At 50.3% G+C, this 25,807-nt stretch carries 27 protein-coding genes; 18 read left to right on the top strand and 9 right to left on the bottom strand.

Going from position 1 to position 25,807, the window contains the following annotated elements:
• The first annotated feature begins 63 nt into the window (after nt 1-63).
• The gene (locus tag AO353_RS24325) at nt 64-1,377 is read left to right on the top strand and encodes a sigma-54 interaction domain-containing protein (RefSeq protein WP_028941109.1); all 1,314 of its coding nucleotides are present in this window, start codon (nt 64-66) and stop codon (nt 1,375-1,377) included.
• 110 nt (nt 1,378-1,487) lie between these two features.
• On the opposite strand, the gene metC is transcribed toward AO353_RS24325, so the two are convergent.
• Nucleotides 1,488-2,657 carry a cystathionine beta-lyase gene (metC, locus tag AO353_RS24330; RefSeq protein ID WP_028941110.1) on the bottom strand — a complete coding sequence of 390 codons (1,170 nt, stop codon included), beginning with the start codon at nt 2,655-2,657 and terminating at the stop codon, nt 1,488-1,490.
• Between the two features lie 390 nt (nt 2,658-3,047).
• Here metC and AO353_RS24335 point away from each other — a divergent pair, with 390 nt between their 5' ends.
• From AO353_RS24335 to AO353_RS24370, 8 genes are all read left to right on the top strand, one after another.
• Nucleotides 3,048-4,532: an amino acid permease gene (locus AO353_RS24335; RefSeq protein WP_028941111.1), complete on the top strand. Its 1,485-nt coding sequence runs from the start codon at nt 3,048-3,050 to the stop codon at nt 4,530-4,532.
• A gap of 106 nt (nt 4,533-4,638) precedes the next feature.
• Nucleotides 4,639-5,202: a TetR/AcrR family transcriptional regulator gene (locus tag AO353_RS24340; protein WP_008022721.1), complete on the top strand. Its 564-nt coding sequence runs from the start codon at nt 4,639-4,641 to the stop codon at nt 5,200-5,202.
• Nucleotides 5,203-5,876: 674 nt separating this feature from the next.
• A complete protein-coding gene (locus tag AO353_RS32265) occupies nt 5,877-6,287 on the top strand; it encodes a hypothetical protein (protein ID WP_054597271.1) in 411 nt (136 codons plus the stop codon).
• Nucleotides 6,288-6,772: 485 nt separating this feature from the next.
• Nucleotides 6,773-7,327 carry an OsmC family protein gene (locus AO353_RS24350; RefSeq protein WP_019579174.1) on the top strand — a complete coding sequence of 185 codons (555 nt, stop codon included), beginning with the start codon at nt 6,773-6,775 and terminating at the stop codon, nt 7,325-7,327.
• A 97-nt stretch (nt 7,328-7,424) separates the two neighbouring features.
• Complete coding sequence (locus AO353_RS24355) at nt 7,425-8,198, top strand: SDR family NAD(P)-dependent oxidoreductase (RefSeq protein ID WP_019579173.1); 774 nt, start codon at nt 7,425-7,427, stop codon at nt 8,196-8,198.
• A gap of 175 nt (nt 8,199-8,373) precedes the next feature.
• Nucleotides 8,374-8,997 carry a TetR/AcrR family transcriptional regulator gene (locus tag AO353_RS24360; protein ID WP_019579172.1) on the top strand — a complete coding sequence of 208 codons (624 nt, stop codon included), beginning with the start codon at nt 8,374-8,376 and terminating at the stop codon, nt 8,995-8,997.
• A gap of 65 nt (nt 8,998-9,062) precedes the next feature.
• On the top strand, nt 9,063-9,758 hold the full coding sequence (locus AO353_RS24365; RefSeq protein ID WP_054597272.1) for a DsbA family oxidoreductase: 696 nt from the start codon (nt 9,063-9,065) through the stop codon (nt 9,756-9,758).
• Between the two features lie 72 nt (nt 9,759-9,830).
• The gene (locus AO353_RS24370) at nt 9,831-10,160 is read left to right on the top strand and encodes a thioredoxin family protein (RefSeq protein WP_019579170.1); all 330 of its coding nucleotides are present in this window, start codon (nt 9,831-9,833) and stop codon (nt 10,158-10,160) included.
• 38 nt (nt 10,161-10,198) lie between these two features.
• Here AO353_RS24370 and kefC read toward each other — a convergent pair whose 3' ends face one another.
• The 5 genes from kefC to AO353_RS24395 form a co-directional block, all read right to left on the bottom strand.
• Nucleotides 10,199-12,025 carry a glutathione-regulated potassium-efflux system protein KefC gene (kefC, locus tag AO353_RS24375; protein WP_019579169.1) on the bottom strand — a complete coding sequence of 609 codons (1,827 nt, stop codon included), beginning with the start codon at nt 12,023-12,025 and terminating at the stop codon, nt 10,199-10,201.
• Nucleotide 12,026: 1 nt separating this feature from the next.
• Nucleotides 12,027-12,548 (bottom strand): glutathione-regulated potassium-efflux system oxidoreductase KefF, encoded by a 522-nt coding sequence (gene kefF / locus AO353_RS24380; RefSeq protein WP_026331681.1) that lies wholly within the window; start codon nt 12,546-12,548, stop codon nt 12,027-12,029.
• A gap of 190 nt (nt 12,549-12,738) precedes the next feature.
• Nucleotides 12,739-12,957, bottom strand: coding sequence for a tautomerase family protein (locus tag AO353_RS24385; RefSeq protein ID WP_019579167.1), 219 nt, complete (start codon nt 12,955-12,957; stop codon nt 12,739-12,741).
• A 169-nt stretch (nt 12,958-13,126) separates the two neighbouring features.
• The gene (locus tag AO353_RS24390; protein WP_054597273.1) at nt 13,127-14,269 is read right to left on the bottom strand and encodes an alkene reductase; all 1,143 of its coding nucleotides are present in this window, start codon (nt 14,267-14,269) and stop codon (nt 13,127-13,129) included.
• A 44-nt stretch (nt 14,270-14,313) separates the two neighbouring features.
• Nucleotides 14,314-14,646 carry a carboxymuconolactone decarboxylase family protein gene (locus tag AO353_RS24395; RefSeq protein WP_008015729.1) on the bottom strand — a complete coding sequence of 111 codons (333 nt, stop codon included), beginning with the start codon at nt 14,644-14,646 and terminating at the stop codon, nt 14,314-14,316.
• Nucleotides 14,647-14,947: 301 nt separating this feature from the next.
• Here AO353_RS24395 and AO353_RS24400 point away from each other — a divergent pair, with 301 nt between their 5' ends.
• On the top strand, nt 14,948-15,553 hold the full coding sequence (locus AO353_RS24400; RefSeq protein WP_019579165.1) for an ACP phosphodiesterase: 606 nt from the start codon (nt 14,948-14,950) through the stop codon (nt 15,551-15,553).
• 52 nt (nt 15,554-15,605) lie between these two features.
• Here AO353_RS24400 and AO353_RS24405 read toward each other — a convergent pair whose 3' ends face one another.
• The gene (locus tag AO353_RS24405; RefSeq protein ID WP_019579164.1) at nt 15,606-16,109 is read right to left on the bottom strand and encodes an Lrp/AsnC family transcriptional regulator; all 504 of its coding nucleotides are present in this window, start codon (nt 16,107-16,109) and stop codon (nt 15,606-15,608) included.
• A gap of 277 nt (nt 16,110-16,386) precedes the next feature.
• Here AO353_RS24405 and AO353_RS24410 point away from each other — a divergent pair, with 277 nt between their 5' ends.
• The 8 genes from AO353_RS24410 (at nt 16,387) to AO353_RS30155 (ending at nt 24,200) form a co-directional block, all read left to right on the top strand.
• On the top strand, nt 16,387-17,208 hold the full coding sequence (locus AO353_RS24410) for a substrate-binding periplasmic protein (RefSeq protein ID WP_028941113.1): 822 nt from the start codon (nt 16,387-16,389) through the stop codon (nt 17,206-17,208).
• A 46-nt stretch (nt 17,209-17,254) separates the two neighbouring features.
• Nucleotides 17,255-18,058, top strand: a complete 804-nt coding sequence (locus AO353_RS24415; RefSeq protein ID WP_019579162.1) for an amino acid ABC transporter ATP-binding protein — start codon at nt 17,255-17,257, stop codon at nt 18,056-18,058.
• On the top strand, nt 18,042-18,710 hold the full coding sequence (locus AO353_RS24420; protein ID WP_019579161.1) for an amino acid ABC transporter permease: 669 nt from the start codon (nt 18,042-18,044) through the stop codon (nt 18,708-18,710). The genes AO353_RS24415 and AO353_RS24420 overlap by 17 nt, the downstream gene beginning before the upstream one ends.
• A gap of 10 nt (nt 18,711-18,720) precedes the next feature.
• The gene (locus tag AO353_RS24425; RefSeq protein WP_019579160.1) at nt 18,721-19,386 is read left to right on the top strand and encodes an amino acid ABC transporter permease; all 666 of its coding nucleotides are present in this window, start codon (nt 18,721-18,723) and stop codon (nt 19,384-19,386) included.
• Nucleotides 19,387-19,457: 71 nt separating this feature from the next.
• Nucleotides 19,458-20,768: an NAD(P)/FAD-dependent oxidoreductase gene (locus tag AO353_RS24430; RefSeq protein WP_231380584.1), complete on the top strand. Its 1,311-nt coding sequence runs from the start codon at nt 19,458-19,460 to the stop codon at nt 20,766-20,768.
• A 278-nt stretch (nt 20,769-21,046) separates the two neighbouring features.
• Nucleotides 21,047-22,549 carry an FAD-dependent oxidoreductase gene (locus AO353_RS24435; RefSeq protein WP_054597274.1) on the top strand — a complete coding sequence of 501 codons (1,503 nt, stop codon included), beginning with the start codon at nt 21,047-21,049 and terminating at the stop codon, nt 22,547-22,549.
• 102 nt (nt 22,550-22,651) lie between these two features.
• The gene (locus AO353_RS24440; RefSeq protein ID WP_019579157.1) at nt 22,652-23,029 is read left to right on the top strand and encodes a Rid family detoxifying hydrolase; all 378 of its coding nucleotides are present in this window, start codon (nt 22,652-22,654) and stop codon (nt 23,027-23,029) included.
• Nucleotides 23,030-23,060: 31 nt separating this feature from the next.
• On the top strand, nt 23,061-24,200 hold the full coding sequence (locus tag AO353_RS30155) for a PLP-dependent cysteine synthase family protein (protein WP_081013814.1): 1,140 nt from the start codon (nt 23,061-23,063) through the stop codon (nt 24,198-24,200).
• A 101-nt stretch (nt 24,201-24,301) separates the two neighbouring features.
• Here the strand turns inward: AO353_RS30155 and AO353_RS24445 are convergent, their stop codons facing one another.
• The gene (locus AO353_RS24445) at nt 24,302-24,616 is read right to left on the bottom strand and encodes an EthD family reductase (protein ID WP_054597275.1); all 315 of its coding nucleotides are present in this window, start codon (nt 24,614-24,616) and stop codon (nt 24,302-24,304) included.
• Nucleotides 24,617-24,641: 25 nt separating this feature from the next.
• Nucleotides 24,642-25,520 carry a TauD/TfdA dioxygenase family protein gene (locus tag AO353_RS24450; protein WP_054597276.1) on the bottom strand — a complete coding sequence of 293 codons (879 nt, stop codon included), beginning with the start codon at nt 25,518-25,520 and terminating at the stop codon, nt 24,642-24,644.
• Nucleotides 25,521-25,807: the final 287 nt, after the last annotated feature.

Raw genomic sequence — 25,807 nt, forward strand, 5'->3', positions numbered from 1 at the left:
CAGTTAACTGGCAGTCTGTGGCAGTATTTGGCAGTAGAAAGCATACGTGTTCGGGAGAAGATTATGAGTAGTGGGCTAATCGCTACGAGCAATGTAGATGTTCAAGCGTTGATTTCTTACCTTGAGCATGACGATAGACCCACCATCGTCCTGGATGTCGAGTACAACGTCATTGCCTCCAACAAGGCCTATCAAAGGCATTTTGGTGTTGAGGGAAAACCGCACGTTGGCTCCAAATGCTTCAAGGTTTCGCATGGCTATGCCGTTCCCTGCGATCAGGCGGGTGAGCTTTGTCCAATGCGCAAGGCGTTTGATAGCCATGCTGCGGAAAGGGTACTGCATATTCACCACACTCCCCGGGGGCCAGAACACGTTGATGTTGAGCTTCGTCCCATTTTGGATCGCCAGGGCCAGGTAGTTGCTTACGTTGAAAGATTGATCACCGTAGACATAGCGTCTGCGCAGCCGCAAAAGCAGGGGCTAGTGGGCGTATCGCCGTCTTTTAAACAAGCGTTGAGCGCGCTGCAGCGAGCGGCGCCTTCCCCGATTCCCGTTCTTTTGCAGGGTGAGTCGGGAACCGGTAAAGAGCTGTTCGCTAGGGCGCTCCATATGGGTAGTCCGCGCTCAAAGGCACCTCTGGTTGTAGTCGACTGCACCGGCCTTTCAGAGTCGCTGTTCGAGAGTGAATTATTTGGCCATGAAAAAGGAGCATTCACAGGCGCGCTCAGTAAGAAAATTGGGCTTGCAGAGGCTGCGCATGGCGGTACGCTTTTTCTGGACGAAATAGGCGATGTACCTCTCTCCATGCAAGTCAAATTGTTGCGTCTAATTGAGTCTGGCAGTTTTAGACCTGTTGGTAGTTTACGGACGATCCATTCCGATTTCCGTCTCGTTGTTGCAACTCATAAGCCTTTAAAGGATATGGTTGAACTTGGCACTTTTCGCGAAGACCTCTACTACAGAATCAGTGCTTTCCCTATAACGCTTCCGCCATTGAGAGAGCGTTTAGACGATTTGCCGCTGCTTATAGAAAGTCATCTAAAACGAATTGCACCTGGCAGTCGGGCTGAAATTGACGAGGAAGCATTGAAGCGCCTTATGCTGTATTCATTTCCGGGGAATATCAGGGAGCTAAAAAATATTCTTGAACGGGCGCGTCTGTTCAGTGACGACGGGATTGTACGGGAAAGAGATTTGCCTACGAATGTAACTGGCTACGTCTCCCAGTACAAAACTACAAATAGAAATAGCAAGTCTCTAAAAAACCTTGCCCAGGTACTTAATGGGTTCGAAGGGTCGCGAGCAGATTTAGCCAAAGAACTGGGGATTAGTGAGCGGACGCTTTATCGTCGGATTCAGGTTTTAGAAGGGAAATAGATGAGTCTTATCGGCGGGCAGTGTTGAAGGTGTTGATCTTGAGATAAAGCATTCGGGCGGACAAGAAAGCACAGCCCAATTAAGGGCTGTGTATATAATTAGCTTGAAGATTAGCCGCGTAACATGTTGAATTTCGCAAAGCCTTGTTCGAGGTCTTCGATCAGATCAGATGGGTCTTCAAGACCAATATGCAGCCGCACAAGGTGCCCATCAATTTCCCAGGACGTCGCACTTCTAACGGGTTTGGGATCTGCGATCATCGCCAAGCTTTCAAAACCGCCCCAAGAGTAGCCAATTGAAAACAACGATAGGCTATCCAAGAGTGCATCTGCCGCTGCTTGCGTGGAAGGTTTTGTCACGAAGGACAGTAAACCTGATGCTCCTTTAAAATCCCTTTTCCATAATTGGTGCTGAGGGTGAGACTCTAATGCAGGATAATAAACTGCTTCCACTTCCTCGCGTGTCTCCAGCCACTTGGCGACAGTCGTCGCGTTTTTGTAATGACGTTCCAGTCGCACGTCTAGCGTCCTCATCCCTCGGAGCGCCAGCGTCACGTCATCCGGACTCGCAAACAATCCCATGTTGAAATGGAATCGCTTGAGGCTATCCCACGCACGCTTGGAGGCTGATACGGTACCAAGAACGGCATCTGAGTGACCGACGATATATTTCGTGGCAGCCATGATGGATAGATCGACACCAAGTTCCAGTGATGGAAAGTAAAGCGGGGTACCCCAAGTGTTGTCTGTAATAACTAGGATGTCATGTTCATGGGCAACCTTGGCTATTGCAGGGATGTCTTGTATTTCCAGAGTCAAAGAGCCGGGAGATTCGGTATAGATGGCTTTAGTGTTTGGTTTGAGGAAATCTACGATGCCGGCACCTATTGTCGGGTCGTAAAACGTGACCTCGATTCCAAGGCGTTGACCCACCTGCTCACAAAAAGCCCTTATCGGCGAATACACGTTGTCGGCAATGAGCAGGTGATCCCCAGCTCCCACCACCGACAGTATGGCAGTCGTACATGCCGAGAGCCCCGAAGGGCAAAGAACCGTGCCTTCCGCTCCCTCCAGCTGCTGGAGGGCCTGAGTCAATGCTTCCGTCGAGGGGTTGTTCCACCGGCCATACGTATATTTTTGGCGGCCCTCACGCATCGACTCACACGTAGGGAACGCCACAGTGGAACCCCGGTAAACCGGTGTATTAACGAAGCCATGATGCTGATCAGGCTCGATAGAGGCGTGGGCGAGTAGGGTTTGCACGTTTTTATATTTTTTCATACCGGCTTCCAATTCTAGCATTTGGTGAGGTTTGGCTACGTACTAGCTACCGCAGATTCAAGATTAAAATGCCATTTTCATTAAATGTCTACCACAAGGTTGGCTTGTAGGTAAAAATCGTTAAAAAACAATATATTAAAAATAGTTAAAAATAGAGTTTGCATGGCTACCATGTGAATGGTAGGTTTTTTGTGTCTTGGGATTTCGCTACCTGGTCGACCGAAAAGCGATGATCTGAGCGTGTTGTGGCATTGAGCGGGAGAGGTTTAGTGTCTTTGACGACATGGGAGCTCAAGGCTTCTCTCGCACTTCCCGTTTGGAATGGGAAGAAGAAAGTTAAGTTTGCAAGGGATAAGAACAAAAACTGCAAATTAATCGCTTGGGTGAAACATGAAAAAACAAAAAATACAATCTCTCTCAGCAGTTCAGTGTGGCAGCGAACTAAAAGATAGATCGAACTGGCTTGATTCTCATGAAAGCGGATATTCAAAGCATTTAAAGAAACGTCATGTACAAATGATGGCGCTAGGTGGAGCCATCGGTACAGGTCTGTTCCTGGGCGCAGGGGCCAGACTGCAAATCGCGGGGCCTGCACTTGCGGTGATTTATTTGGTTTGTGGGATATTTGCCTTTTTCATTTTGAGGGCGCTGGGTGAGCTAGTGATGCACCGTCCAAGCAGTGGAAGTTTTGTATCTTACACCAGGGAGTTTATGGGTGAACGTGCCTCTTTCGTTGCAGGATGGATGTATTTTGTGGTTTGGGCGTTAACAGGTGTTGTTGATATAACCGCCATTGCTATTTATATGAAGTATTGGAGTGTGTTTTCGGATGTTCCTCAGTGGGTATTCGCGCTAAGTGCTTTGGGTGTAGTGACATTGATGAACATGGTCGGTGTCAAATGGTTTGGTGAAATGGAGTTCTGGTTCGCTGTGATAAAGGTCGCCGCTATAAGTATTTTTTTGGTGATCGGGTCGTTCTTTTTTGCTACTGGGCATGAGGTGGCAGGACATATTCCGGGCTTGCATTTGATCACGGATAACGGGGGGATATTTCCTCATGGGCTTTTGCCAGCAATCATCATCGTGCAAGGCGTCATCTTTGCTTATGCGAGCATAGAGTTGGTGGGGACTGCTGCTGGCGAGACGGCGGATGCAAGAAAAGTCATTCCCAAAGCCATTAATGGGGTGATCTGGAGAATAAGTTTGTTTTACGTGGGCTCCGTATTCCTGCTTGTTACTGTGCTCCCTTGGACAGCCTATAGCGCTAACGTCAGTCCTTTTGTAACTTTTTTTGAAGCACTTGGTGTACCTGGCATTGGCTCCGTAATGAACATTGTTGTAATGACAGCGGCGCTCTCAAGTCTCAATTCAGGTTTATACGCCACTGGGCGCGTGTTGAGGTCACTTGCGATGGGTGGGTCAGCGCCGAAAATGTTTAAACGCATGAGTAGTCAAGGGGTACCCTATATGGGGATCTTGGTCACCATGGGGATTAACGTATTTGGTGTTGTACTGAATTTCTTGATCCCCGCGCAATTATTTGAGCTCTTACTGAACTTGGTATCGCTGGGAATTATTTCGACTTGGGCATTCATTGTTTTATCGCAAATAAATTACCGTCGTGCTGTAAAAAGAGGTGAGGTCGAAATGGTCTCATTTAGAATGCCTGGAGCGCCGTTCACCTCTTGGCTAACTCTTGTTTTCTTGCTTGTGGTATTGGTTCTCTTGGCGTTCGATTATCCCAACGGAACTTACACCGTTCTTTCTATACCGTTAGTCGCTGGTGCACTGATGCTGGGTTGGTCGAAGGCCGTCCGTTCCAAAGCTAAAGGTTCGGAAGAAATTAAAAGCGATCCTAGCCACGTAGGGGCCTAGCTTAATAGAGATGGGAGGTCGTTTTACAGCGTCCTCTCATCTCTAGAGTTGAACTCTTGCCTTAAGGCAGCTAATATGCATTCATTAAAAACTCTAGGTAAGCTTTATGAGTACGCGTTCCGACCTTTTAACCACCGCCGAGTTATTGCTGCGCACCAAAGGCTACGCTGCATTTAGCTATGCCGATCTGGCTGACGAAATTGGCATAAAAAAGGCGAGCATTCATCATCACTTCCCTACAAAGGAAGGGCTCGGAATTGCTGTTATTGAGAGTTACCTATTTAGATTTTCCAAGAATCTAGAGTCAATAAACGAAGAGAGTCATGATGTAGTAGGTCGGCTAAAAGCATTTGCCGAGCTTTTTGTCGATAGCTCGGATAACGGCATGTTGCCACTTTGCGGTGCGCTTGCAGCTGAGTTGTCTGCGCTGCCAGAAAGCCTTAAGGAGTTGACTAAGAAATTTTTTGAGATTCATATTTCTTGGTTAGAAAGTAATCTAGTCATAGGTCAATCCCAAAAAGTTATTAAGGCAGATCTCAATCCGAAAGAGGTTTCAAGAGCGATCTTGAGCTTGCTTGAAGGCAGCAGTTTTGTCTCCTGGGCACTTAGCGACAAGGTCGTTGATCAGTCTGGGTTTAATTTGATTTTGCAAAATATTATCGTTTCGTAACTTGTGCTTAGGATTTGATCTATATTGCCGCTCTTCCGTGGGGGGCATTTTACGCGGACGACAGTTTAGTGGGTTAGCGCAATGGCAGGCGCAGCATCTTCCGGTGCAATGAGTACCGCACTAGCCAAGATTGATTCTCCCTTTAATGCTTCGACGGCAAAGCTGATCGAATTTTCCGTTGTACAGCATCGCAGGTGAGAGGGGGGAGTATTTCAACTGTCACGCGCCGACGAAAACCGGATACGTCTTGGCGGTTTCGGTCTCCGGCATGCCGCCCATGTAGGCAAGAAAGCCCCCAAAACCAGAAGTGCACATCCTTACTCAGGGGAACGCTTCGCGTCACTAAGGCGAGGAGCCGTATGCGATAGTTCCGCACGGATCTGCGGAGGAGATGGCAGCTAACTGCCATTTCCACCGCGACCTTTAGAGATATAGATCCATAGGATTCACTACTACTCCTATAGATTGACCAACTACCTAAGTGAAGCCACCGCATCGGAGCCAATACCACCGACCCGAATCTTAGTTTCTTTGGAAGCCACTTGATTTTTACCCACGCGATCCGAGCTTTCAGCGGCCAGACCTTTTGCTCCGACATGATCGGCACCGTCAGCGGCTAGACCTTTTGCTCCGACATGATCGGCACCATCAGCGGCTAGACCTTTTGCTCCGACATGATCGGCGCCATCAGCGGCGACACCTTTGGCCCCGACATGATCAGCACCGTCAGCGGCGACACCTTTGGCCCCGACGTGATCGGCACCGTCAGCGGCCAAGCCTTTCGCCCCGACATGATCGGCACCGTCAGCGGCGACACCTTTGGCTCCGACATGATCAGCACCGTCAGCGGCGACACCTTTGGCCCCGACGTGATCGGCACCATCAGCGGCGACACCTTTGGCTCCGACATGATCGGCACCGTCAGCGGCGAAACCTTTGGCCCCGACGTGATCGGCACCGTCAGCGGCGACACCTTTGGCCCCGAGGTGATCGGCGCCATCAGCGGCGACACCTTTGGCTCCGACATGATCGGCACCGTCAGCAGCCACCTGGCCCGTGCCATGCTCAGCGCCACTTCGTGCTAATGCGCCGGCGCCGACATGATCAGCACCATCAGACGCAGTAGCGGTAGATTTGGATTGGTTATCAATAGCTGATACAGAACTTGCGGTAGGTAGTTCTTGCGCCTCTGTACGTAACGACGTTTGAGGCACAGCGATGTATATTCCAATTGCTGATAAAAAAAGACCTGAAGCTATTTTACGGTTCATGACTACTCTCCCTGATACCTTTTCAATTAATTTTTTAAGCCTGGTAAAGATTTAGAGGGTAATAGCTTCTTTGCTTTAAGCCATCCTACTCGTAGGCGTTTTGCCGTCTGTCCGTTCGGATAGACGGTGCTTAGCTTTGGGCTATGTTTACCGGGCTTGTGAGTAGATTACTCCTTGCTGGGTTTCGCGCATCAAGCAATTTCAAAAAATTCTATTGCATGCCTCCCTACCAGTTGGTAGAGTTCTTCCGTCGAACATCAACCCACGCGCAAAAATGCGTTGCACAGAGGACTTACCAAATGACAAATAACCTGAACGGTATTGACGTAGCCGCCCTGCAGCAGTTTGCCCAAGGTGTTGCTGAGGATGCGGGCAAGCGCCACGCCAGCTTTAACGTTAAGACTCAGTGGAAAGGCCAGACGCGCTCTGTGGCGAAAGTCAGTCGCTACAGCCTCGCCGGTGAGACCTATTCGCGTGATTTCGAAATCGTCGCCGATGAGCCAAATGAGTTGCTGGGCCAGAACAGTGCGCCTAACCCTCAAGAGCTGCTAATGGCCGCTCTCAACGCTTGCATGTCGGTCGGCTATGCAGCCAACGCCGCCATGATGGGCATCAAGATCCACAGTCTGGAAATTGAGACGGACGGTACGCTCGACCTGCGTGGTTTCTTGGGCCTCGACGAGAGCGTCAACCCAGGGTACGACGAAGTGAGCGTCGTGATTCGCCTGCACACCGACGCACCTCGTGAGCGCGTGGAAGAGTTGCATAAAAATGTAATTAAGACTTCGGTTAACTACGCCAACTTCTCGAAAGCTATCCGTATGAAGCCGACTCTCGAGGTTCGTGAGGACTGATTTTCAAGGGGGTTGATTCTCTGAACCCTAAGAGCGCCAGCAGACGAATGAACTCTGGCGCTGCAATTTTCGATAACTTGGTTAGCTGGAGTATGAAATGAACGATTTTTTCAAAGGTAAGAAACTGCTTGTTGTAGGTGGTACCAGTGGTATGGGTCTGGAAACTGCTCGCATGGTGCTGAAAGCCGGTGGCAGCGTGGTGTTGACAGGCAGCAAGCAAGACAAGGCAGACGCCGTCCGTAACGAGTTGAGCGCGTTTGGCCCGGTTTCTGTGATAGTCGCAAACCTCATGACTGAAGAAGGCATGAATTTCGTTCGCAACGAAATCAATGCCAAGCATAGCGATATCAGCCTGATGGTGAACTCTGCTGGCATATTCATTCCCAAAGCTTTCACCGAGCACGACGAAGCTGAGTACGACATGTACCTGTCTCTCAACCGTGCAACGTTCTTCATCACCCAGGCAGTAGTCAAGAACATGCTCGCCGCCAAGCGCGAAGGGTCAATTGTCAACGTCGGTTCCATCGGTGCACAGGCCGCTTTGGCAGGTTCGCCGGCCTCTGCGTACTCCATGGCGAAGGCAGGTCTGCATGCGCTGACACGCAACCTGGCAATTGAATTGGCTCACTCGGGTATCCGCGTCAACGCAGTTTCGCCAGGGATCGTTCACACCTCGATTTATGAAGGTTTCATGGACAAAGAGGCGATCCCAGAAGCGATGAAGTCGCTGAACGATTTCCACCCATTGGGTCGAGTTGGTGTTCCTGAGGATGTGGCCAACACCATCGTGTTCCTGCTGTCGGACAAGACATCCTGGGTGACCGGTGCTATCTGGGACGTGGATGCGGGAATCATGGCCGTTCGTGCCTGATTTCAGCTAACGCTGTCTGATGGAAGTCGCCTAAGTCGACTTCCATTCCATCACCAAGAGTGCTGGGAGGTGCAATGGCTCGAACGTTAATCAAAGGCCATTTGACTGGCCCAGTTGGCAGCAGCTTGCCAGCTTTTGGTGTAGGGCGGCTGAACCCTAGCCGCAGGAGTTTTCAATGTCTGTTTCGACAAGAGCAGCGCTGTTAAAAGTCGCGGAAGACCAGATGAGGTCTAAGGGCTACTCAGCATTTAGTTACGCTGATCTAGCCGCAACGATTGGTATTAGAAAAGCCAGCATTCATCATCACTTCCCGACCAAAGAGTGTCTCGGTCAGGAGTTGATCAAAGACTCAATCAATCGCTTCGAAGCGACCATTAGGTCAATTGAAGACACTGATAAGGATCCTTTGATGCGGCTTCGAGCTTTTTCTCGTCTGTTTGTCGTCAGTGCGAATGATGGGCTTCTACCTTTGTGTGGCGCACTGGCGGCAGAAATGGCTGCGCTACCTTTATCGCTTCAAGTGCTGACTCGAGTCTTTTTCGAGACGCAACTTGACTGGCTCCAGAGAACCATCAGTGAGGCAGCTATTCAGAAAGGCTGGTTGCTGGCCAGGCCCGCTCAAGCCTATGCATTCATGCTGTTGAGCGCATTAGAGGGGGCGAGTCTCATTGATTGGACATTGGGCAGATCGGCAGATCCCTTAGCTGGGTTCGACTGCTTGCTCGAATCGGTGGAGCGATCAGCCGCAATGGCTGCTCATGAGATCAGACATACCAGTGAGCATCAACAGAGTTATTAACAGTCGCTTTTAGTCTTCCCTAAATAGCGACGGCTTCTTTTATTTCCTTTAATACAGAGTGATTTATGAGCAGTGTTTCGAAGAAATTCGTAATAGATATTTGGTCTGATTACGTCTGTCCTTGGTGCTGGGTCGCTAAGCGTCGTTTCGAAAAAGCGCTTGAAAACTTTCCTCACAAGGACAGCGTTCAAGTCAACGTTAGAGCTTACCGTCTTGCTCCGAACCATGTTGCTGAGCCTATGGTAGGAGCCCTCAAACGTAAATTGGGTAGTCCAACCGCTGCTGTAACCATGATGAGTACAGTTAAGCAATATGGCCAATCTTCGGGGCTGGATTACCGTTTCGAAACCATGCTGTTTGGTGACACTGCGGACGCGCACGTATTGGTCAAAGCAGTCGAAGATGTAGCAGTGAAGAAGAACCTGGTGGAAGCGCTCTATGAGCAAAGTACCACCCAGGGTAAATCGCTCTTTGACAGGAAAAGTTTAGAGGCGATAGCGAAGTCTGTAGGGGTATCTGATGAGTCGATTCGACTCGCGTGGTCATCCCCGGATCTGCGCCTTCAGATGCAGGAAGACGAGCGCGCGGCGGCCCAATTCGGCTCAGGCGTTCCATTTTTTGTGTTCAATAACGCATTTTCCATGGCGGGTGCTCAGCGTCCAGAAGACTTTCTCCAAGCATTGAATCAAATGTATTTGGAAGCAAAGGGCGAGGAGGAGTCGTTCAGCGGTCAAGTCTGCGGTATTGATGGGTGTAATTGATGCTAGAGACTTTGCGGCACCTGTTGGTGCTGCAATCTCTAGATTTGAAGTGGCGTTGTGGGTGAGGTGCAAATGAACCGTATCGTAGACTTGAAAGCCGAACAGTTCGCCAGATTCGTTGCAAAAGGAAGCAGCGTCGTGCTGTTTTCGGCGTCTTGGTGCAAGCCATGCCAGGAAATGAAGCCGGTCTTTCACGACCTGGCAGACAAGCTGCATTCTCGCGCCGCATTCGGAAGGATTGATGTGGCTGTTTCGCCGACGATTTCCCAAATGTACGGTATCCGGTCAGTGCCATCCTTGGCGATTTTTCACGAAGGGCGGTTGCGCTTAGTCTTGGCCGGCTCTCGATCGGCTGCCGCGTTGAAGAAAGCAATCTTGGCTGACTTAAAGGACGTCTTTTAGACTGACCTCAGAATGGCTTTAAATTTTTCGACGTTCGTTTAGCTATCTTTCTCTTCCGCCTTGGCTCGACTTTGATCCGGCCAGTTAATGATCGGATGAGCTCGATCTTCGTTGAAAATTTCCGTCAGAAGGGCGTTGGCCCGCTTGTATGCGTCGTACTTGAACTCAGTATCGTCCTCGGGCTGCGCGGCCATTTCTTCAAGCATTTCCTGGTTCAGGCGGCGGAATCGATCCGCGCGTTCACGGGCCTCGTAGCGCCCGACGCCCAGTTGCTCCAGCGCTCTGCGTCCAAGGGACAAAGCGCTTTCAAAAGTCTCCCGCTCAACTGCCTCTATGCCCATCTGGCGTAGGGTAATGATGTGCCCCATATCGCGAGCGCGCACCACCAGCTTCAGGGAGGGAAAATGCTCTTGGGCCAGCCGAGTCAGTGCCAGGTTGCCTTCCTGATTGTCGATGGCGTTGATCAGCACCACTGCTTGAGCAGCACCGGCGGCGTGCAGCAAATCAAGACGGGTCGCGTCGCCGTAGAACACCTTGACCCCAAACTTGCGCAACGTCTCGATATGATCGGGATCATGATCCAGCACCACTACTTCAAAGCCACAGGACATTAAGAGACGGCCCGCGATTTGGCCGAATCGACCAAAGCCGGCGATGATTACCCGAGGATTGCGCTGATCGATGGTGTCAGCCTCCTGGTTGCCCTGTTTATTTGCGGACTCCAAGCGATTGAGCATTAGGATCAGCAGAGGTGTGACGCACATGGACAGTGCTACCGCCAAGGTCAGGCTTTTACCCCAAGGGTCGACCAGGATGCCGGCAACCGTTGCTGCGCCAAACACGACGAAGGCGAACTCACTGCCCTGACCGAGAAACACCGCCTGCCAAGAGCGCTGTTCAGTAGGGACACTCAGGAAGCGGCCAAGGAGTTTGATTACCAGCAGCTTGATCAGGATGAAACCCAAGGTCAGCGTTAAGACTTTCAGTGGCGCATCGATCAGCGTGCCGAAGTCGATCGACATGCCGACGCCGATAAAGAACAAACCGAGTAGCAGCCCCTTGAATGGTTCAATGTCACTTTCCAAAGCGTGCCGGTATTCCGAGCTGGCTAACAGGACGCCGGCGAGAAATGCTCCCATAGCCATGGACAATCCTGCCTCTTCCAGCAACAACCCAAATCCAAACACCAGAAACAGCGCAACGGCACTGAAGATTTCGCGCAAGCCTGAGCGCGCGACAAAGCGCAGAACGGGCCGGGAGACGTACTGACCCAGGAGCACCACCGCGACGATCGCACCGACGATTTTCGCGATGGACAACGCGAGTTCCGCGCCGGTAGGCGTACCACCATTTGCGGCTAACAATGGAATCATCGCGACCAGCGGAATCGCCGCGATGTCCTGGAACAACAGCACGGCAAAGCTGCTGCGACCCACGGCGGTCGGGATCATGTTTCGCTCGTTCATGGCCTGCATGGCGATGGCGGTCGACGACAGACTCAGCGTCAACCCCACCAACAGTGCTGCTGTCCAGTTCAAGCCAAGTGCGGCGCAAAACACGGCAATTGCAACACCGCAGGCCAGCATCTGTAATGCGCCTCCACCGAAAACCATTCGGCGCATGGCCCAAAGACGTTTGGGATCAAGTTCGAGACCAATGATAAACAACATCAAAACTACGCCGATTTCAGCAAAGTGCAGGATGGACTCCACATCCGTTACCAGCTTCAGGCCCCACGGGCCGATCAGGCAGCCGGCCAACAGGTAGCCCAGAACCGGGCCAAGGCCTAACCGAACGGCGATTGGGACTATCAAGGCAGCTGAGCCCAAGTAAATGAGCATTTCAATCAGACTGTGAGTCTCCATATCAATCTTCCTTCCAGGAGGCCAAGCGCGCGTAATAGTGCTCGATTTGTGAGTGTAGGGAGTCGGGTGCAGCTGCATACGCGCCGTGTACCACGACCGGGTTCAGCCAGCGCATGCTGCAATAGATTGCCGTTGCGTGGAGGGGTTGAGCCAACACCGAGAAGCCTGGGTGGTTGCCTATTTGGAAATGATCGTGCTCGCCACCCGTCGTGACGGCCCACAGCAGACTCTTATCTTTGAGGGCGACAGAGCCTTTGCCGTATGCCCAACCGTGAGTGAATACTTTATCGATCCATAATTTCAAAAGGGGCGGGGAGCTGTACCAATACATCGGATGTTGCAGTACGAGCAGCTGTGCTTGATCGACCGCTTTCTGTTCAGCCTCAACGTCGATATTGAAGTCTGGATAAAGGTCGTACAGGGAACGTATGACTATGTCCGGATTGCTGGATACGCGTTCGAGCATTGCTCGATTAACAAGTGATTTTTCGGGGTAGGGATGAGCGTAAATGATAAGAATCAAGATGACCTCCAGGATGTCCGTTAGGTCGATGAGTGATAGAGGCCATCCCGCGTAAAGGATGGTTTTCATTCAAGCACTTTGAGGCCAATTAATGTCTTTTGAATGAAAAAGCCCTTCCTGGAGAAGATGCCAAGTCCCAAGGAACGAGATGCACCAAATCCAGAAAAGGCTTGATTTTCAGGGCCGCGCTTTATTCGCCAGCTTGTAGCTTCAGCACCTTTTCTGCGGTGATTGGTTCTCCTGCAATCCCCCAACTGCCGCTTTTCACTTCCTCGAAAAGAACCCAAGTGAGAGCGCGCATATTTTCACCTTCGACTGAGACCATGGCCTCGGTGACTTTATGAATCGCCTCGGCTTTTTGCTCTTCCGTGAAAACGCCTTCGATACCTTTAATAATGACTAACGGCATAGTGTGCTCCATTTCAATAAGGGCTATAGGTCAGTACCGAAGACGCCCATATCTCCGTGACTTTGGGGCGCGGCTTCTATCCAGTCTTTACAGCAGACATGACTGATAGGTACCGCATTACGACGGGCCTGCCCACGCAGAACTCAACGTAGGCTGAGCCTTAAAGCAATTACGCTTCAGCCGGAACCCGCTGAGCAGCGTTAGCGTTAGCGTAAGCGTTAGCGTAAGTCGGATAGTCGGTGTAACCCTTTTCAATCGAATCGCTTACGCCGTAGTAGGTTGCGCGATCGCCTTCCGCCAATGGCCAACCGTTCTGCATACGCTCTACCAGATCAGGGTTGGCAATGTAGGCGGTGCCGAAAGCGATCAGGTCGAGTTCACCTTTGGCCAGTTCAGACTCTGCGATCTCTTTGGTGAAGCCGCCAGCAGCCATCAAGGTGCCTTTGTAGGCTTCGCGGAAGGCTGCTCCGAAACCCGGAGGTGTTTGCGCGGCGAGGATGGTTGGTTGGTAGTTCAGATGAACGAACGCTAGTTCCCGTTCATTGAGGGCTGCTGCCATGCTCATCCAGGTTTCTTCTTCACCGTCGTACACGCCGAAGTCATACAGGCGACCAAACGGCGAGAAACGTACACCAATCTGGGAACCACCGATTTCAGCAGCAATTGCGTCAATGGTCTCCAGCAGGAAGCGCTGACGGTTGGCAATCGAGCCACCGTACTGGTCGGTTCGAGTGTTCAAGGCACTGCTCAGGAACTGATCGAACAGAAAGCCGTTCGCCGCCATGATTTCGATACCATCAAAACCTGCGTCCATTGCCATTCGCGCAGATTTCACAAAGTCGGCGATAACGCGTTTTACTTCCTCAGTTTCCAGAGCACGTGGAGCGCTAGGTTGAACCGGGCCTGATTTGCCAGGGTCGATCCACGCATACACCGTGGTATCAACCGCAGGCACCGTACCCGAGGAGACCGGCACCATGCCATGCACCGAAACATGAGACATACGGCCAACGTGCCAGAGCTGCGCAAAAATCTTCCCACCCTTGGCATGTACGGCTTCGGTGACTTTGCGCCAGCCTGGCAAGTGCTCATCTTCGTAAATGCCAGGGGTGTACAGATAGCCGCGAGCCTCGTCGGAGATAGGCAGGCCTTCGGTGATCAGCAAGCCGGCAGAAGCACGTTGCGCGTAATACAGCGCGTTGGATTCATTTGGAATGTTGTTCAGGGTACGGGTGCGGGTCATCGGCGCCATGACAACACGGTTTTTCAGCGCAATGCCTGACAAATCGTAAGGGGTGAACAGCTTATTCATGATTAATCTCGACGTCGTTAAAGAGTTGAAGGGCGGAGAAAGACTTATGACTTGTCGAAGGCGTCGAGCACGTGAGTGCTATAGACCAGCGCAGCCCCTGCGTTCATGTTGATTGCTACGCCCAAAGCTTCTGCCACCTCTTCAGTAGTTACGCCGAGCTTTTTGGCCTCTGCAGCGTGAAAAGCAATGCAGCCATCGCAGCGGGTAGTCACCGCTACGGCTAACGAAATCAGTTCGCGTGTTTTGGCGTCCAGCTGGTTTGTTTTCGCGCCAGCACCTCCTAGCGAAGCCATGCCTTTCAAGGTCTCTGGGGACAGGCTATTCAGCTGTACCAGGCGGGCATTGATGTCTTGACGAGTTTGCTTCCAATCTTGCATAGGATTCTCACGTGGGCGTTAACGCCCTGCAGGTTCACGGGGATAATTTTGAATCTGCATATACGCTACCATCTAGTTGGTAGGCATGCAATGAGAAAAACGACAATCGGCGTCATCGTGTAATTTTGAAGGTGGCTGCGGGCGACACGCAGCTGCAGAGCAGGGTGGCTGGGCGGCTTTAAATCTGCTATTGATGACCTACCTAGTGAATGGTAGCGTTTATGTGGAGGGCCGATCTCGGACGGGCGGCGCCCAGCGCTATCAACCCTCCCAAAAGCCCTATAGTTAGTAGGAGTCGTTGATGAACTACCTTGCACATCTCCACTTAGGCGGTCAGGAGCCACAGCAGTTGCTGGGGAGTCTTTATGGGGATTTTGTAAAGGGGACGTTTTTAGGAAATTTCTCTACGCAGACTGAAGAGGCAATCAGGCTGCATCGCCGAATTGATGCTTTTACGGATTCCCATCCACTGGTTAGAAGGGCGCTTGAGCGATTTCCTGTCACAAAACGTCGCTACGCAGGTATCGCCCTCGACATGTTTTTTGATCATTGCTTAGCGCGGGATTGGGAGCGATACGCCGATCAGCCCCTGGACGTTTTTTCTCAAAAAATCTACCGACTTTTAGAGGATGAGCCCGCGTTGCCGGAGCGCTTGGCCCAGATCGCGCCATTAATCATTTCGGAAAATTGGCTTGGCGCGTATAGGGATTTTTCGATGATCGGACATGGGCTGGAAGTCATTTCCTTGCGCCTATCCCAGCCAGAAGGCTTGCGTGGGGCATACGAAGAGCTGACAGCTCTGTATGAGCCGCTGAGTGCGGATTTCCTAGAGTTCTATCCATTGCTGTGGCAGTACGCCCAACCCGGTTCGGAATTAGGGAAAAATATCGCCAATTCCGATGGTTAGAGTTTAAACCAGGCAGCTCGTCTGGATACAACGAGCTGCCTCAGAATCTGATTTAGTCTGGAATAAATTCAAGCGGTACTTCGCTTGTTGACTTTATTTCTTCCATTGCAAACATTGAAGTCATATTCGCAACCGGTAACTGACTAATGATTTTTTTATAAAGTGCGTCGTACGCTTGAATATCTGGTAGGAAAGCGCGGATTAGATAATCGACCTCACCGCTCATCCGATAGATGTCGACAATTTCGGTCATGTCACGTGTGGCTTTGTGGAAGCGATCTATCCATTCGATGGAGTGCTCCCTTGTTTTGATCATTATGAACACTGTCACTTTTGCATTCAGCGTCGTTCTGTCGAGGATGGCGACACGTTTCTTGATGAAACCTTGCTGTTCCAGGCGCTGAATTCTGCGCCAGCAGGGCGTCATAGAGAGCCCGACCTGCTCTGCGAGCTCGGTTACGGGCTGAGTAGCGTCGCGCTGAAGTCCCGCCAGTATTCGACGATCGATACGGTCTAGACGGGAGGAACGATCCGGCGGCTTTGAAGAACTGGACATTTAGACAGCCTCGAAAAAATATTGCACAGATACAGAAAACATTGGAAGTTGCTTCTATGTCAAGAGGTTGAGGTGTGGAAATTTTGCAATAGTTTACCTATTGTCAAATGGTAGTCTTTTTTCATCAGCTAAACGGATCGAGCGGAGTGCTTCATCAGGGAGAAAAAAAAAGAGGTGCGTCCCAGCCCCAAAGCGGGCGCGCTGAAAATAACAAGAGGCTCAGAGGGCCATCCCCTCAAATCTGCGCATGGCCAGCGCATCACTGGGAGATACCGATATGATTTTCAAACGTATGGGCATGCGTCTGTTACCGGCATTGGTTCTAGTAGGAGTGGTTTCCGGATCGTCAGGCGTTTACGCCGAGGGAGAGGGGGATGGCATATGGGCCGCAGCCCAAAAATCTGGATCTATTCGATGTGGCACGGCGGAGGCTCCGCCCTACATCATGAAAGACCCGGCCACCGGGGAGTATTCAGGTTTCTTTGTCGACGCTTGCAGAGAGTTCGCTGAAATACTGAAGGTCAAGCCGGTCTTTGTGGACACCAGTTGGGACAACATGATAGCTGGCTTGCAATCCAGAAAATGGGATTTGGCACCGGCACTTACGGCTACCCCGCAACGTGCGCTTTCTATCGTGTTCTCTAAAAACCTTTCAGCTACCGAATCGACCTTTATTTACAACCAGAAAAATCCCAAGACGAATCAGCCTAAGGGAGTTGCTGATATCGACCAACCGGGAGTCACCATCGCGGTGTCATCTGGCACGGCTCAGGATAAGTCTTTAACGGCCATCATCAAAAACGCATCGATCATGCGGCTGCCTGGCCCCGACGAAATCCGTTTGGCTGTTATGTCAAAACGAGCTGATGTGATTTTCGATACATCGGCAGCTAATGACCTTTTCGCCGCTTCTCACCCCGACTGGGCAGTAGTTCTTAGACCTGTACCAGCGATCGATAAAAAAGGGGTTTCGTTCGGCCTACGGCGCGATACCTCATACGCTGATCTTCAAGTATTAGACCTTTATATCAATGATGCCGTCGCGACCGGTCATATGGATGAGCTAATCAAGAAAGCTATTGCGCACGAGACTAAATAATTTCCTTGTGAGTGGTAGTGGCTGTCTGAATTTGGAGTAGAAGCTAATGGCAAATGCAAACTATCTCGTAGAAATGAAGGGGCTGCACAAGAGCTACGCAGGCGGCGTAAAACCTGTGCTGCAAGGTTTGGACATTAGCATGTGCCCTGGTGACCGTGTCGTCGTGATTGGGCCGAGTGGTGGCGGAAAAAGTACGTTGCTACGAGTGTTGATGGGTCTAGAAGATATTGATAAAGGCCAATTACTGTTTCAAGGTAAAAACTATATTACGACTGATAAGTTCGGAAGAACCGTAATTGATAAGGATATTCGTCGCAACATCGGTATGGTTTTCCAGCATTACACTTTGTTTCCGCATCTGAATATTTTACAAAATCTGACACTTGCGCCGATCAAGGCTCGAGGAGAGTCAAGACAATCGGCAGAACAGCGTGCACGTGGTTTATTGGTCAGATTTGGACTGGAAGGAAAGGAAAAAGCTTATCCAGCCCACCTGTCTGGTGGGCAAAAGCAACGCGTGGCCATTGCCAGGGCTTTAATGCTTGACCCAAAGCTGATGCTTTTCGACGAAGTTACCTCAGCCCTTGATCCTGAACTTGTCGCTGAAGTCGAGCAAGTCATTATGCATTTGGCTGAACAGTCTATGCCGATGGTGATAGTGACTCACGACATGCACTTTGCCAGGAACATCGCTTCCCGCGTCATTTTCTGCGCTGGCGGTGTGGTGGTCGAAGATGGCCCGCCTGAACAGGTACTGGGGAGACCCAAGGAAGCTCGAACGAGAGAGTTCATACAGAGAGTCTTTCATATTGGCGAGACTGTAGGAGTCGGACGTGAACTATCAATTTGATTTGTTCTTTATCACGAGCGGGCTCTGGCCACTACTGAAGGGGTTAGTCGTAACCCTTCAACTCACCGTGGCGGCGAACATCATAGGTTTGACTCTGGGTTTCGTTATTGCGCTCCTGGTAATGAGCCCCAATCCGATACTCCGTTGGCCTTTCACTCTGTTCATTGAGTTCTTTCGCTGTACTCCTGCGCTTGTCCAGATCGTGTGGTTTTTCTACTGCATACCAATCATCTTCGATGTTTACATAGACGCACTGACGATGGGGATCTTGGCGATTGGGCTTAATCTCGCAGCGTTCAACGCAGAAGCGTACAGGGCGGCCATCCAAGGAGTGCAAAGTAATCAGTACGACGCGACTGTTGCGTTAGGTCTCTCTCCGTTTCAACGAACGGTCTATGTAGTCTTGCCCCAGGCATTTCGCTCGGCTCTACCCGTGTTGGTTGCAAATGGTATCGGCGCTTTTCAGCAAACGGCACTCGTTGCGATTGTCGCTTTGCAAGACCTTATGTATATGGGAAAAATCTTGGCCACCGATACCTATCGTCCTATCGAAGTGTTCACGGTTATTGCACTCATATACTTTGCGATATCGTTCCCAATATCTCAGCTCGTAGAATACATAGAGCGCCGCCGCAAAGCGGAAAACTCATGAGGACGCGGCCATGGAACTAGATTTTTCAGTAATCTTCGATTACAAGGCTGCCTTACTTTTCGGCCTTTTATTAACCCTGAAGCTCACAGCAATCTGTGTGATATTGGGTTGCGCTTTAGGCTTTATGGTCGCCATAGCGCGCAGCTCAAAAAACAAAATTATATATGGGATTAGTACCGTATATGTGGCGCTGTTTCGCGGCACTCCAGTGCTCATTCAGTTGTTTTGGATGTTTTTCTGCTTGCCTCTGGTATTGGGTGTTGAACTCTCGAACCTGACTTGTGGAATCATCGCGCTTACGTTGTATATGGCGGCGATAACCAGTGAGACGTTCCGTGCATCGTTCAGCTTCGTTAGCAAAGAGCAACATGATGCGGGGGTTGCTCTCGGACTAACTTACCGTGTGCATACATTGTACGTTCTTCTACCGCAGGCGCTCCTCAGAGCGGCTCCCACGCTTTTATCGAATTGCACTAGCTTGTTTAAGGAGAGTGCGCTCGTCTCCGCCGTGGGTATGGCCGACTTAATGTTTGTTAGTCAAAACATATCTAACCGAACGGGGCATCCGGTTGAGCTCTTGACCGCTGCTGCAGTAATTTATTTTGTAATTGCGTTTCCTATTACTCGCGCTGTTACGGCGCTGGAGCGAAAAATTTTGCATACCATGGCTATTTAGTTAAGCAAAAAAACCAACCCTTTGTAGCGATTGAAAACAGTTAATAAATTAAACGCTCGTAGCGAAGTAGGATGATTATGTTTAATGGCGATAGACCTTTCATTAGCGGACAAGAATCTGAAATCAACCATTCAATGTGGTCTGCGACCGGTGGGGAAAAGCCAGAAAGCGTGGTTCTGGCGCGGCAAGAGTCCTGCGATGTCCTGATCATTGGCGGCGGATTCAATGGCGTGACTGCTGGGCTCCACTGTGCAGAACGCGGCGCTAGGACAATATTGGTTGAAGCCCAAGAAATTGGTTCTGGTGCTAGCGGACGGAACGCAGGGCAGGTAAATCCGGGTCAGTTTCTCTCGCCGGAACAAATTCTTCGTGCGCTCGGCCCGGATTACGGTCAGCTCTTTTTGAAGGAGTTGGGCAGCGCGCCTGACGTCGTCCGTCAACTGATACGCGATTACGGTATTGACTGTGCCGCTGACGAAAGGCCTATCATCCGCTGTTCAACGTCTCCTCAGAAAACACGAGAACTCGAAATCCAGGCCTCGGATTGGCAAGCCTTGGGCGCGAATGTTCAGATGGTCTATGGCTCTGAACTCGAAGAGATGAACGGATCGATCCGATATAAAGCTGCATTGATCGATCATCGCGGATTTACGCTTCAACCGCTTGCCTACGTGCGCGGGTTAGCGCGAGCCGCAGTCGCCAGAGGTCTTAGAATTTCTACCGGGTCTAAAGTGACATCCCTGGAGCCTTCAGGTACCGGATGGGTCGCTACCACCGGCAATACGACAATAAAAGCCGACAAGGTCATTCTCTCAACCAACGCATACAGCAATGATCTGGTACCAGGTTTCAAAGAGGAAATAATGCCTCTTGGTGCTTTTGGTATCGCCACTGCAGATCCGTTACCTCCTGAGTGGAGAGAGCGAATTTTGCCTCACTACATAGCCATGTGGGACACCCATAAGATACCGCTGTGGTTTAGATATGACCCGGTAGGGCGTCTTCATGTTGGATCTATTGGATTCCTTCCCATTCATTCGGAAGGGGATAACTGGGTAAATCGCGCAATGAAGTTTGTCTATCCTTTCGCGCCTACATTCAAATGGGGCTATCGGTGGTCAGGCACCCTTGGCCAAACGGTCGACAGATTGCCGCATCTCGTTGAGCCGCGCCCGGGCATCTTTGCAACCATCGGATGTAATGGGCGAGGCATTGCGCCAAATGCCTATTTCGGAAAAATGCTGGCTAAAATCGCACTCGGCGATGATGTAATCACTCCGTTGCCATTAAGAACGTCTTCGAAATATCCAATGCGTGAGATCGCATTAGAAGCGTATGACGCTGGAATTCGTTTCTATCGCAATACGTTACTTTTTACGTAACCAAGACGAAAAAAATTTGTGGGCTCTGCAGTGTTGTTGGAGATCTTTGTTCACGCATTAGCGAATGCTTGGAAAATATTTCCAAAAGTTTAGCTTTTTTTAGAAGTCTATTCGGTTTTGCTTGGCTTTAGCGGTGAAGATTGGAAACTGCTTTTAGTGAAGGAAGAATACACTGACTTTATCAAGCCGGATTAGCGAAAGAGCGATATGAGTGGCCTCTAGGGCTGTTTGCGACGAGATGACCTATATTTCGGATCTATGTAGATAGGTGAAGAAAAATGAGTGTGAAATCAACAGAATGTAGTGCTCTTGATGAATTGGCGTCCAGGGTACAGGCCGATCTCCACGTTCTACGTTTTCCCCATGACCCTTGGGTGCTGCCCAAGACGCACCCTAGCGGCAAGCATGTCTATGACGTGGCGATCATCGGGGGAGGCCAAGGCGGGCTGGCAATCGCGGCGGGGCTTTTGCGCGAACGGGTTGATAACATCGTTGTTTTTGATCAGCAGCCTAAGGGACTGGAAGGCCCATGGAACAATACGGCGCGGATGCGCACTTTGCGTACCGTAAAGCATTTGCCAGGTATTGATGCGTCCTTAACCAGTCTTGCACCTCAAGCCTGGTACACAGCCAAATACGGTGAAGAGGCTTGGGAAGAGCTGGTCAAGATTCCGAAAGGGGACTGGCAAGAGTATCTTACATGGTGTCGCGATACGCTGAAGATTCCAGTCGAGAATCTTACTGGCGTATCCAACGTTATTCCAGAAGACAAACTGTTTCGACTAGAGCTGAACAGATTTGACGGTCGAGGGGAAATATCGTCTCGCGAGTTTGTTTATGCTCGCAGAGTCGTTGTTGCGACGGGCGTTGATGGCAGTGGGGCGTGGCATGTACCCAAATTCATCTCATCGGCATTGCCCAAAGATCGATATGCTTCTTCAGGAGAGCATATTGATTTTTCCAAGCTTGTAGGGAAGAAGATAGCTGTTCTCGGTGCAGGCGCATCTGCTTTCGATAACGCTTCGACCGCACTTGAGACGGGAGCGTTAGAAGCGACTGTTTGTATTCGTCGCAAGGATATCCAGCGTATTAATCCTCAGATCTGGATGGCAAAAGCAGGGTTCCTTAATCATTACGCTGATATGGACGATTCCCTGAAGTGGAAATACATGCGGCATATGTTCAGGTACAACATTCCAGCTCCGCAGGACGCCTACAATCGATTGTCAGGCCTAGAAGGTGCAAGCGTTCGTACCAATGCGGCCTGGGAAGGGGTGAAACTCGTAATTGATGACGGAAAAGAACAAGTTGAGGTCTCCCTTGCGTCTGGAGACAAGCTCAAAGTGGACTATTTGATCGTCGCCGTCGGTTTTGTGAATGATTTTTCTCTACGCCCGGAGCTTTCAAGCATTGCCAATAGCATAGCACTCTGGCAAGACAAATATAGCCCGGCTCATGGGGAGGAAGATGCTCAAATTTCCAGTCATCCCTACTTGGGTGAGAATTTTGAGTTTGTCGAGAAAAGGTCTGGGGAAACTCCCTACATTTCGAAGATATTCAATTTTACCTATAGCGCGCTCGTCAGTATGGGGCTTTCCGGCTCCGCTATCAGCGGCTTTAGATATTCGGTTCCTCGCGCGGTTCGTGGTATCACCAAATCGCTATATCTTGAGGATGCTGAAGAAATTTATAATAAATTTACCGATTACGCTGAGCTTGAAATAGTAGGGGTCGTTCCCTTCAATAATTCAACTCAAAAAAGAAAAGTTTTCGCTGATTGAATTAAGTATCGTTGTTCAGTTCATGAAAGGTATCGGCAATCGGTACCTTTACTAATATCGAAGCTGTGAATTTTAATATTCTAAAAAGGGTAGGGTATTTTTATGAAAAATATTTCCACTTTGTTAGCGCCTGCTGCCGTCGGCCCATATTCGCAAGCAGTATGCCATGGCGAGTATCTGTTTGTTTCGGGACAACTCGGTATCGACCCTTCCAAGGGAGAGCTAGTGGCGGAAGATGCCATGCTTCAAATGAAACAGTGCCTCAGCAATATTTCAGCGATTGCTGGAGCAGCAGGTACTGATATTTCAAAGACTATCAAAACAACAATAATGGTTACGAACTTAGGTGATTTCGCCAGGTTGAATGAAGTGTATGCGACCTATTTCTCTTCACCGTTCCCCGCTCGAGCCACGTTCGAGGTTTCCGCACTTCCGAAAGGAGCCCTCGTCGCAGTAGACGCAATTGTCGCATTGGACTGAATGTTGAATTAGTGGCCAAAACAGGATATTTATGAATCTTAATCTCGGAAATCAGGATAAAGAGTGGACTCGCTGGGCGATCGGCGTGTTGCAGGGGGATGCTAATCGCTCTGCCGATACACATCTGATTCCTTTGGATTTTAATGGGCTACCTGGGATATCGATTTATCTGAAAGATGAGTCTACTCACCCTACAGGCAGTCTGAAGCACCGCTTGGCACGATCGCTTTTCCTGTATGGCATCTGCAATGGCTGGATAAAGAAAGGTACTTTATTAGTCGAGGCATCTTCTGGTTCAACAGCTGTCAGTGAGGCGTATTTCGCTAAGCTCCTAAATCTGCCCTTTACTGCGGTAATGCAGCGCTCCACCAGTTGCCAGAAAATCGATGCTATCAATCGATTAGGGGGGGCATGTCACTTTGTTGACAATCCTGGAGCTATCTATACGGTCGCCGAGCAACTTGCTCGTGAAACGGGTGGTCATTATTTAGATCAGTTTACAAATGCAGAGCGCGCTACAGACTGGCGCGGCAATAATAACATTGCCGAAAGTATATTTTCGCAAATGGCAATGGAGCAAGATCCTGAACCAGCTTGGGTGGTTATGAGTGCCGGCACTGGAGGAACATCAGCCACAATCGGAAGGTATATCAAGTATAAGCATCTGAATACTCGACTTTGTGTAGTTGACGTTGAACATTCCGCTTTCTACGAATCCTACGATACTGGAGATAAGGCGAGCACTTGTGCGACTCCGTCTCGCATCGAAGGTATTGGTCGGCCTAGGGTAGAGCCTTCGTTCATCCCTGATGTCATCGATCACATGATCAAGATTCCAGACGCCGCTTCACTTGCTGCCATGCACGTTCTTTCAGAGCGGTTATCGCGCCGTGTTGGTGGTTCTACGGGAACGAATTTCTTTGGTGTTTGTTGTATTGCGGAGCAAATGCGCTCACAGAAACAGACAGGTTCGATAGTGTCGGTAATTTGCGATTCGGGAGATCGTTATGCCTCTACATATTACGATGCTGATTGGCTCAAAGAAGCCAATATTGACATAAGGCCTTATGAGAAATATTTGAATTTGTTTCTCGATGGAAAGAGTTCGGATGTGTCACTGATCAGCCTTTGTAAAAATATATGCGGTAGTAGTGTTGTGGCTCATTGTTAGTTATTAATAAATTGATGGCTCTTATGCAAGCGTTAAATAATTAGGCACCTGGTTCTTAAAAACAGGTGCCTTTCGGTGTGCGCCAATTGGTTTCTTGGGGATCAGCCGACGATCACTTCGCTGATCTGAATGGTGGGCTTGAGACTGGTGTAATTGGCGATGTCCGCTCCGATAGCCTTGGCATGCGGCCCAAATGCGGAGGCGAACGCGTCGAGTGATTCGAAGAAGAGATGACCTATCGCAATGTAGGTTGGAGCGCTTCCAGGCACTGGGCCTTGAAGGCCTTTTTCAATAGTGAAGTGACTGCAGGCCCCGGCCATCTTCTGCTGAATCATCGTCATATGCTGCTCACGATAGTAATCGAAGTCGAAGGTTGCGCCAGCTTCATTCGGGTACAGAATGCTTACGTCAATCATTGGGTGTATTTCCCTGGTTTATTGATTAAACGGCGGCAACACCAACAGGGCGTTCGCCTGAGATGGTTGTTCGATGCATGAGGCGTAGGTGGCCGTCGTAGCCACCCTCTGCATTGTGAAGCGTGCAGCGGTTGTCCCACAGAGTAAGCATGTTCGGCGCCCATCGGTGACGGTAGACGTATGTGTCCTGCACCATGTGCTGATACAAATAACTCAGCAGCGACGTCGATTCTCCATGAGTCAAACCCTGAATACCCTGCGTGTAGACAGGGCTCACGTAGAGGGATTTGCGACCCGTTACGGGATGTACACGTACCAGCGGGTGTGGCCAGGTTTTGTCGGCGTCTTCACTGACCACTATCTTCATTGAACGTGCTTCTGTCTCTTTTGCGAACAGGCCATTTTTGCCATAGGGCATGCTCGCAGAATGTATCGCGACGAGATGATTCATGAGTCCCTTCATGGTCTCAGAAAGATCATCGTAGGCACGATAGCCGTCGGCAAATAGCGTATCGCCGCCCACGGGCGGAGTGATCTTGGAATGTAGGATGGTTCCCGCTGGCGGCTGTTCCTGAAAGCTCCAGTCTGAGTGCCACTGTGCACCAAAGTTAACTGCCTTTTCATCAGCCTCGCGTCTGAGTTCGAGAATGTGCGGATGAGCCTCCATCGGGATGATATATGGGTCTACGCCGAACTCACCAAACTGAAGCGTGAACGCCTCCAGTTGTGTGTGGGAGAGAGGTTGATCCGGGAAGTAAATCACCGAGTGCCTAGCCCACGCTTCCTTCACCTCTCTTAGTACAGCTGCCGCGAGTGGCTTATCAATCGAGATACCAGTAATCCTGGCTCCAAAACCCTGAGCCTCGGGTTCCACCTGAATATGCCTAAAGTTGCTGTCCATCATCGCAGTCCCTTTCTCTCGTTTTTATAAATAAATCACAGGAAGACCGTGGAGGGATTCTCCGATGCCAGTCCTCTGCTGTCGTTGCTACCGTGCGACAGAGAATTGATTTGGGATGCCAATACCTTGGGCGGTTGGTGTTCCCACCATTTAAATTGTCGCGTCGAAACAAATCTTTGGCGTGTGGTGCCATTCACGCCGATTCCCCACGTACCCACACTCAGCCAGGCGGCGTAGCGATTGCGCAGCAGTGATCAATAAAAATCCCGGAAAGGGCAGGGAAGGAACGA

The sequence above is a fragment of the Pseudomonas fluorescens genome (genome assembly GCF_001307155.1).
GTDB lineage: Bacteria > Pseudomonadota > Gammaproteobacteria > Pseudomonadales > Pseudomonadaceae > Aquipseudomonas > Aquipseudomonas helvetica.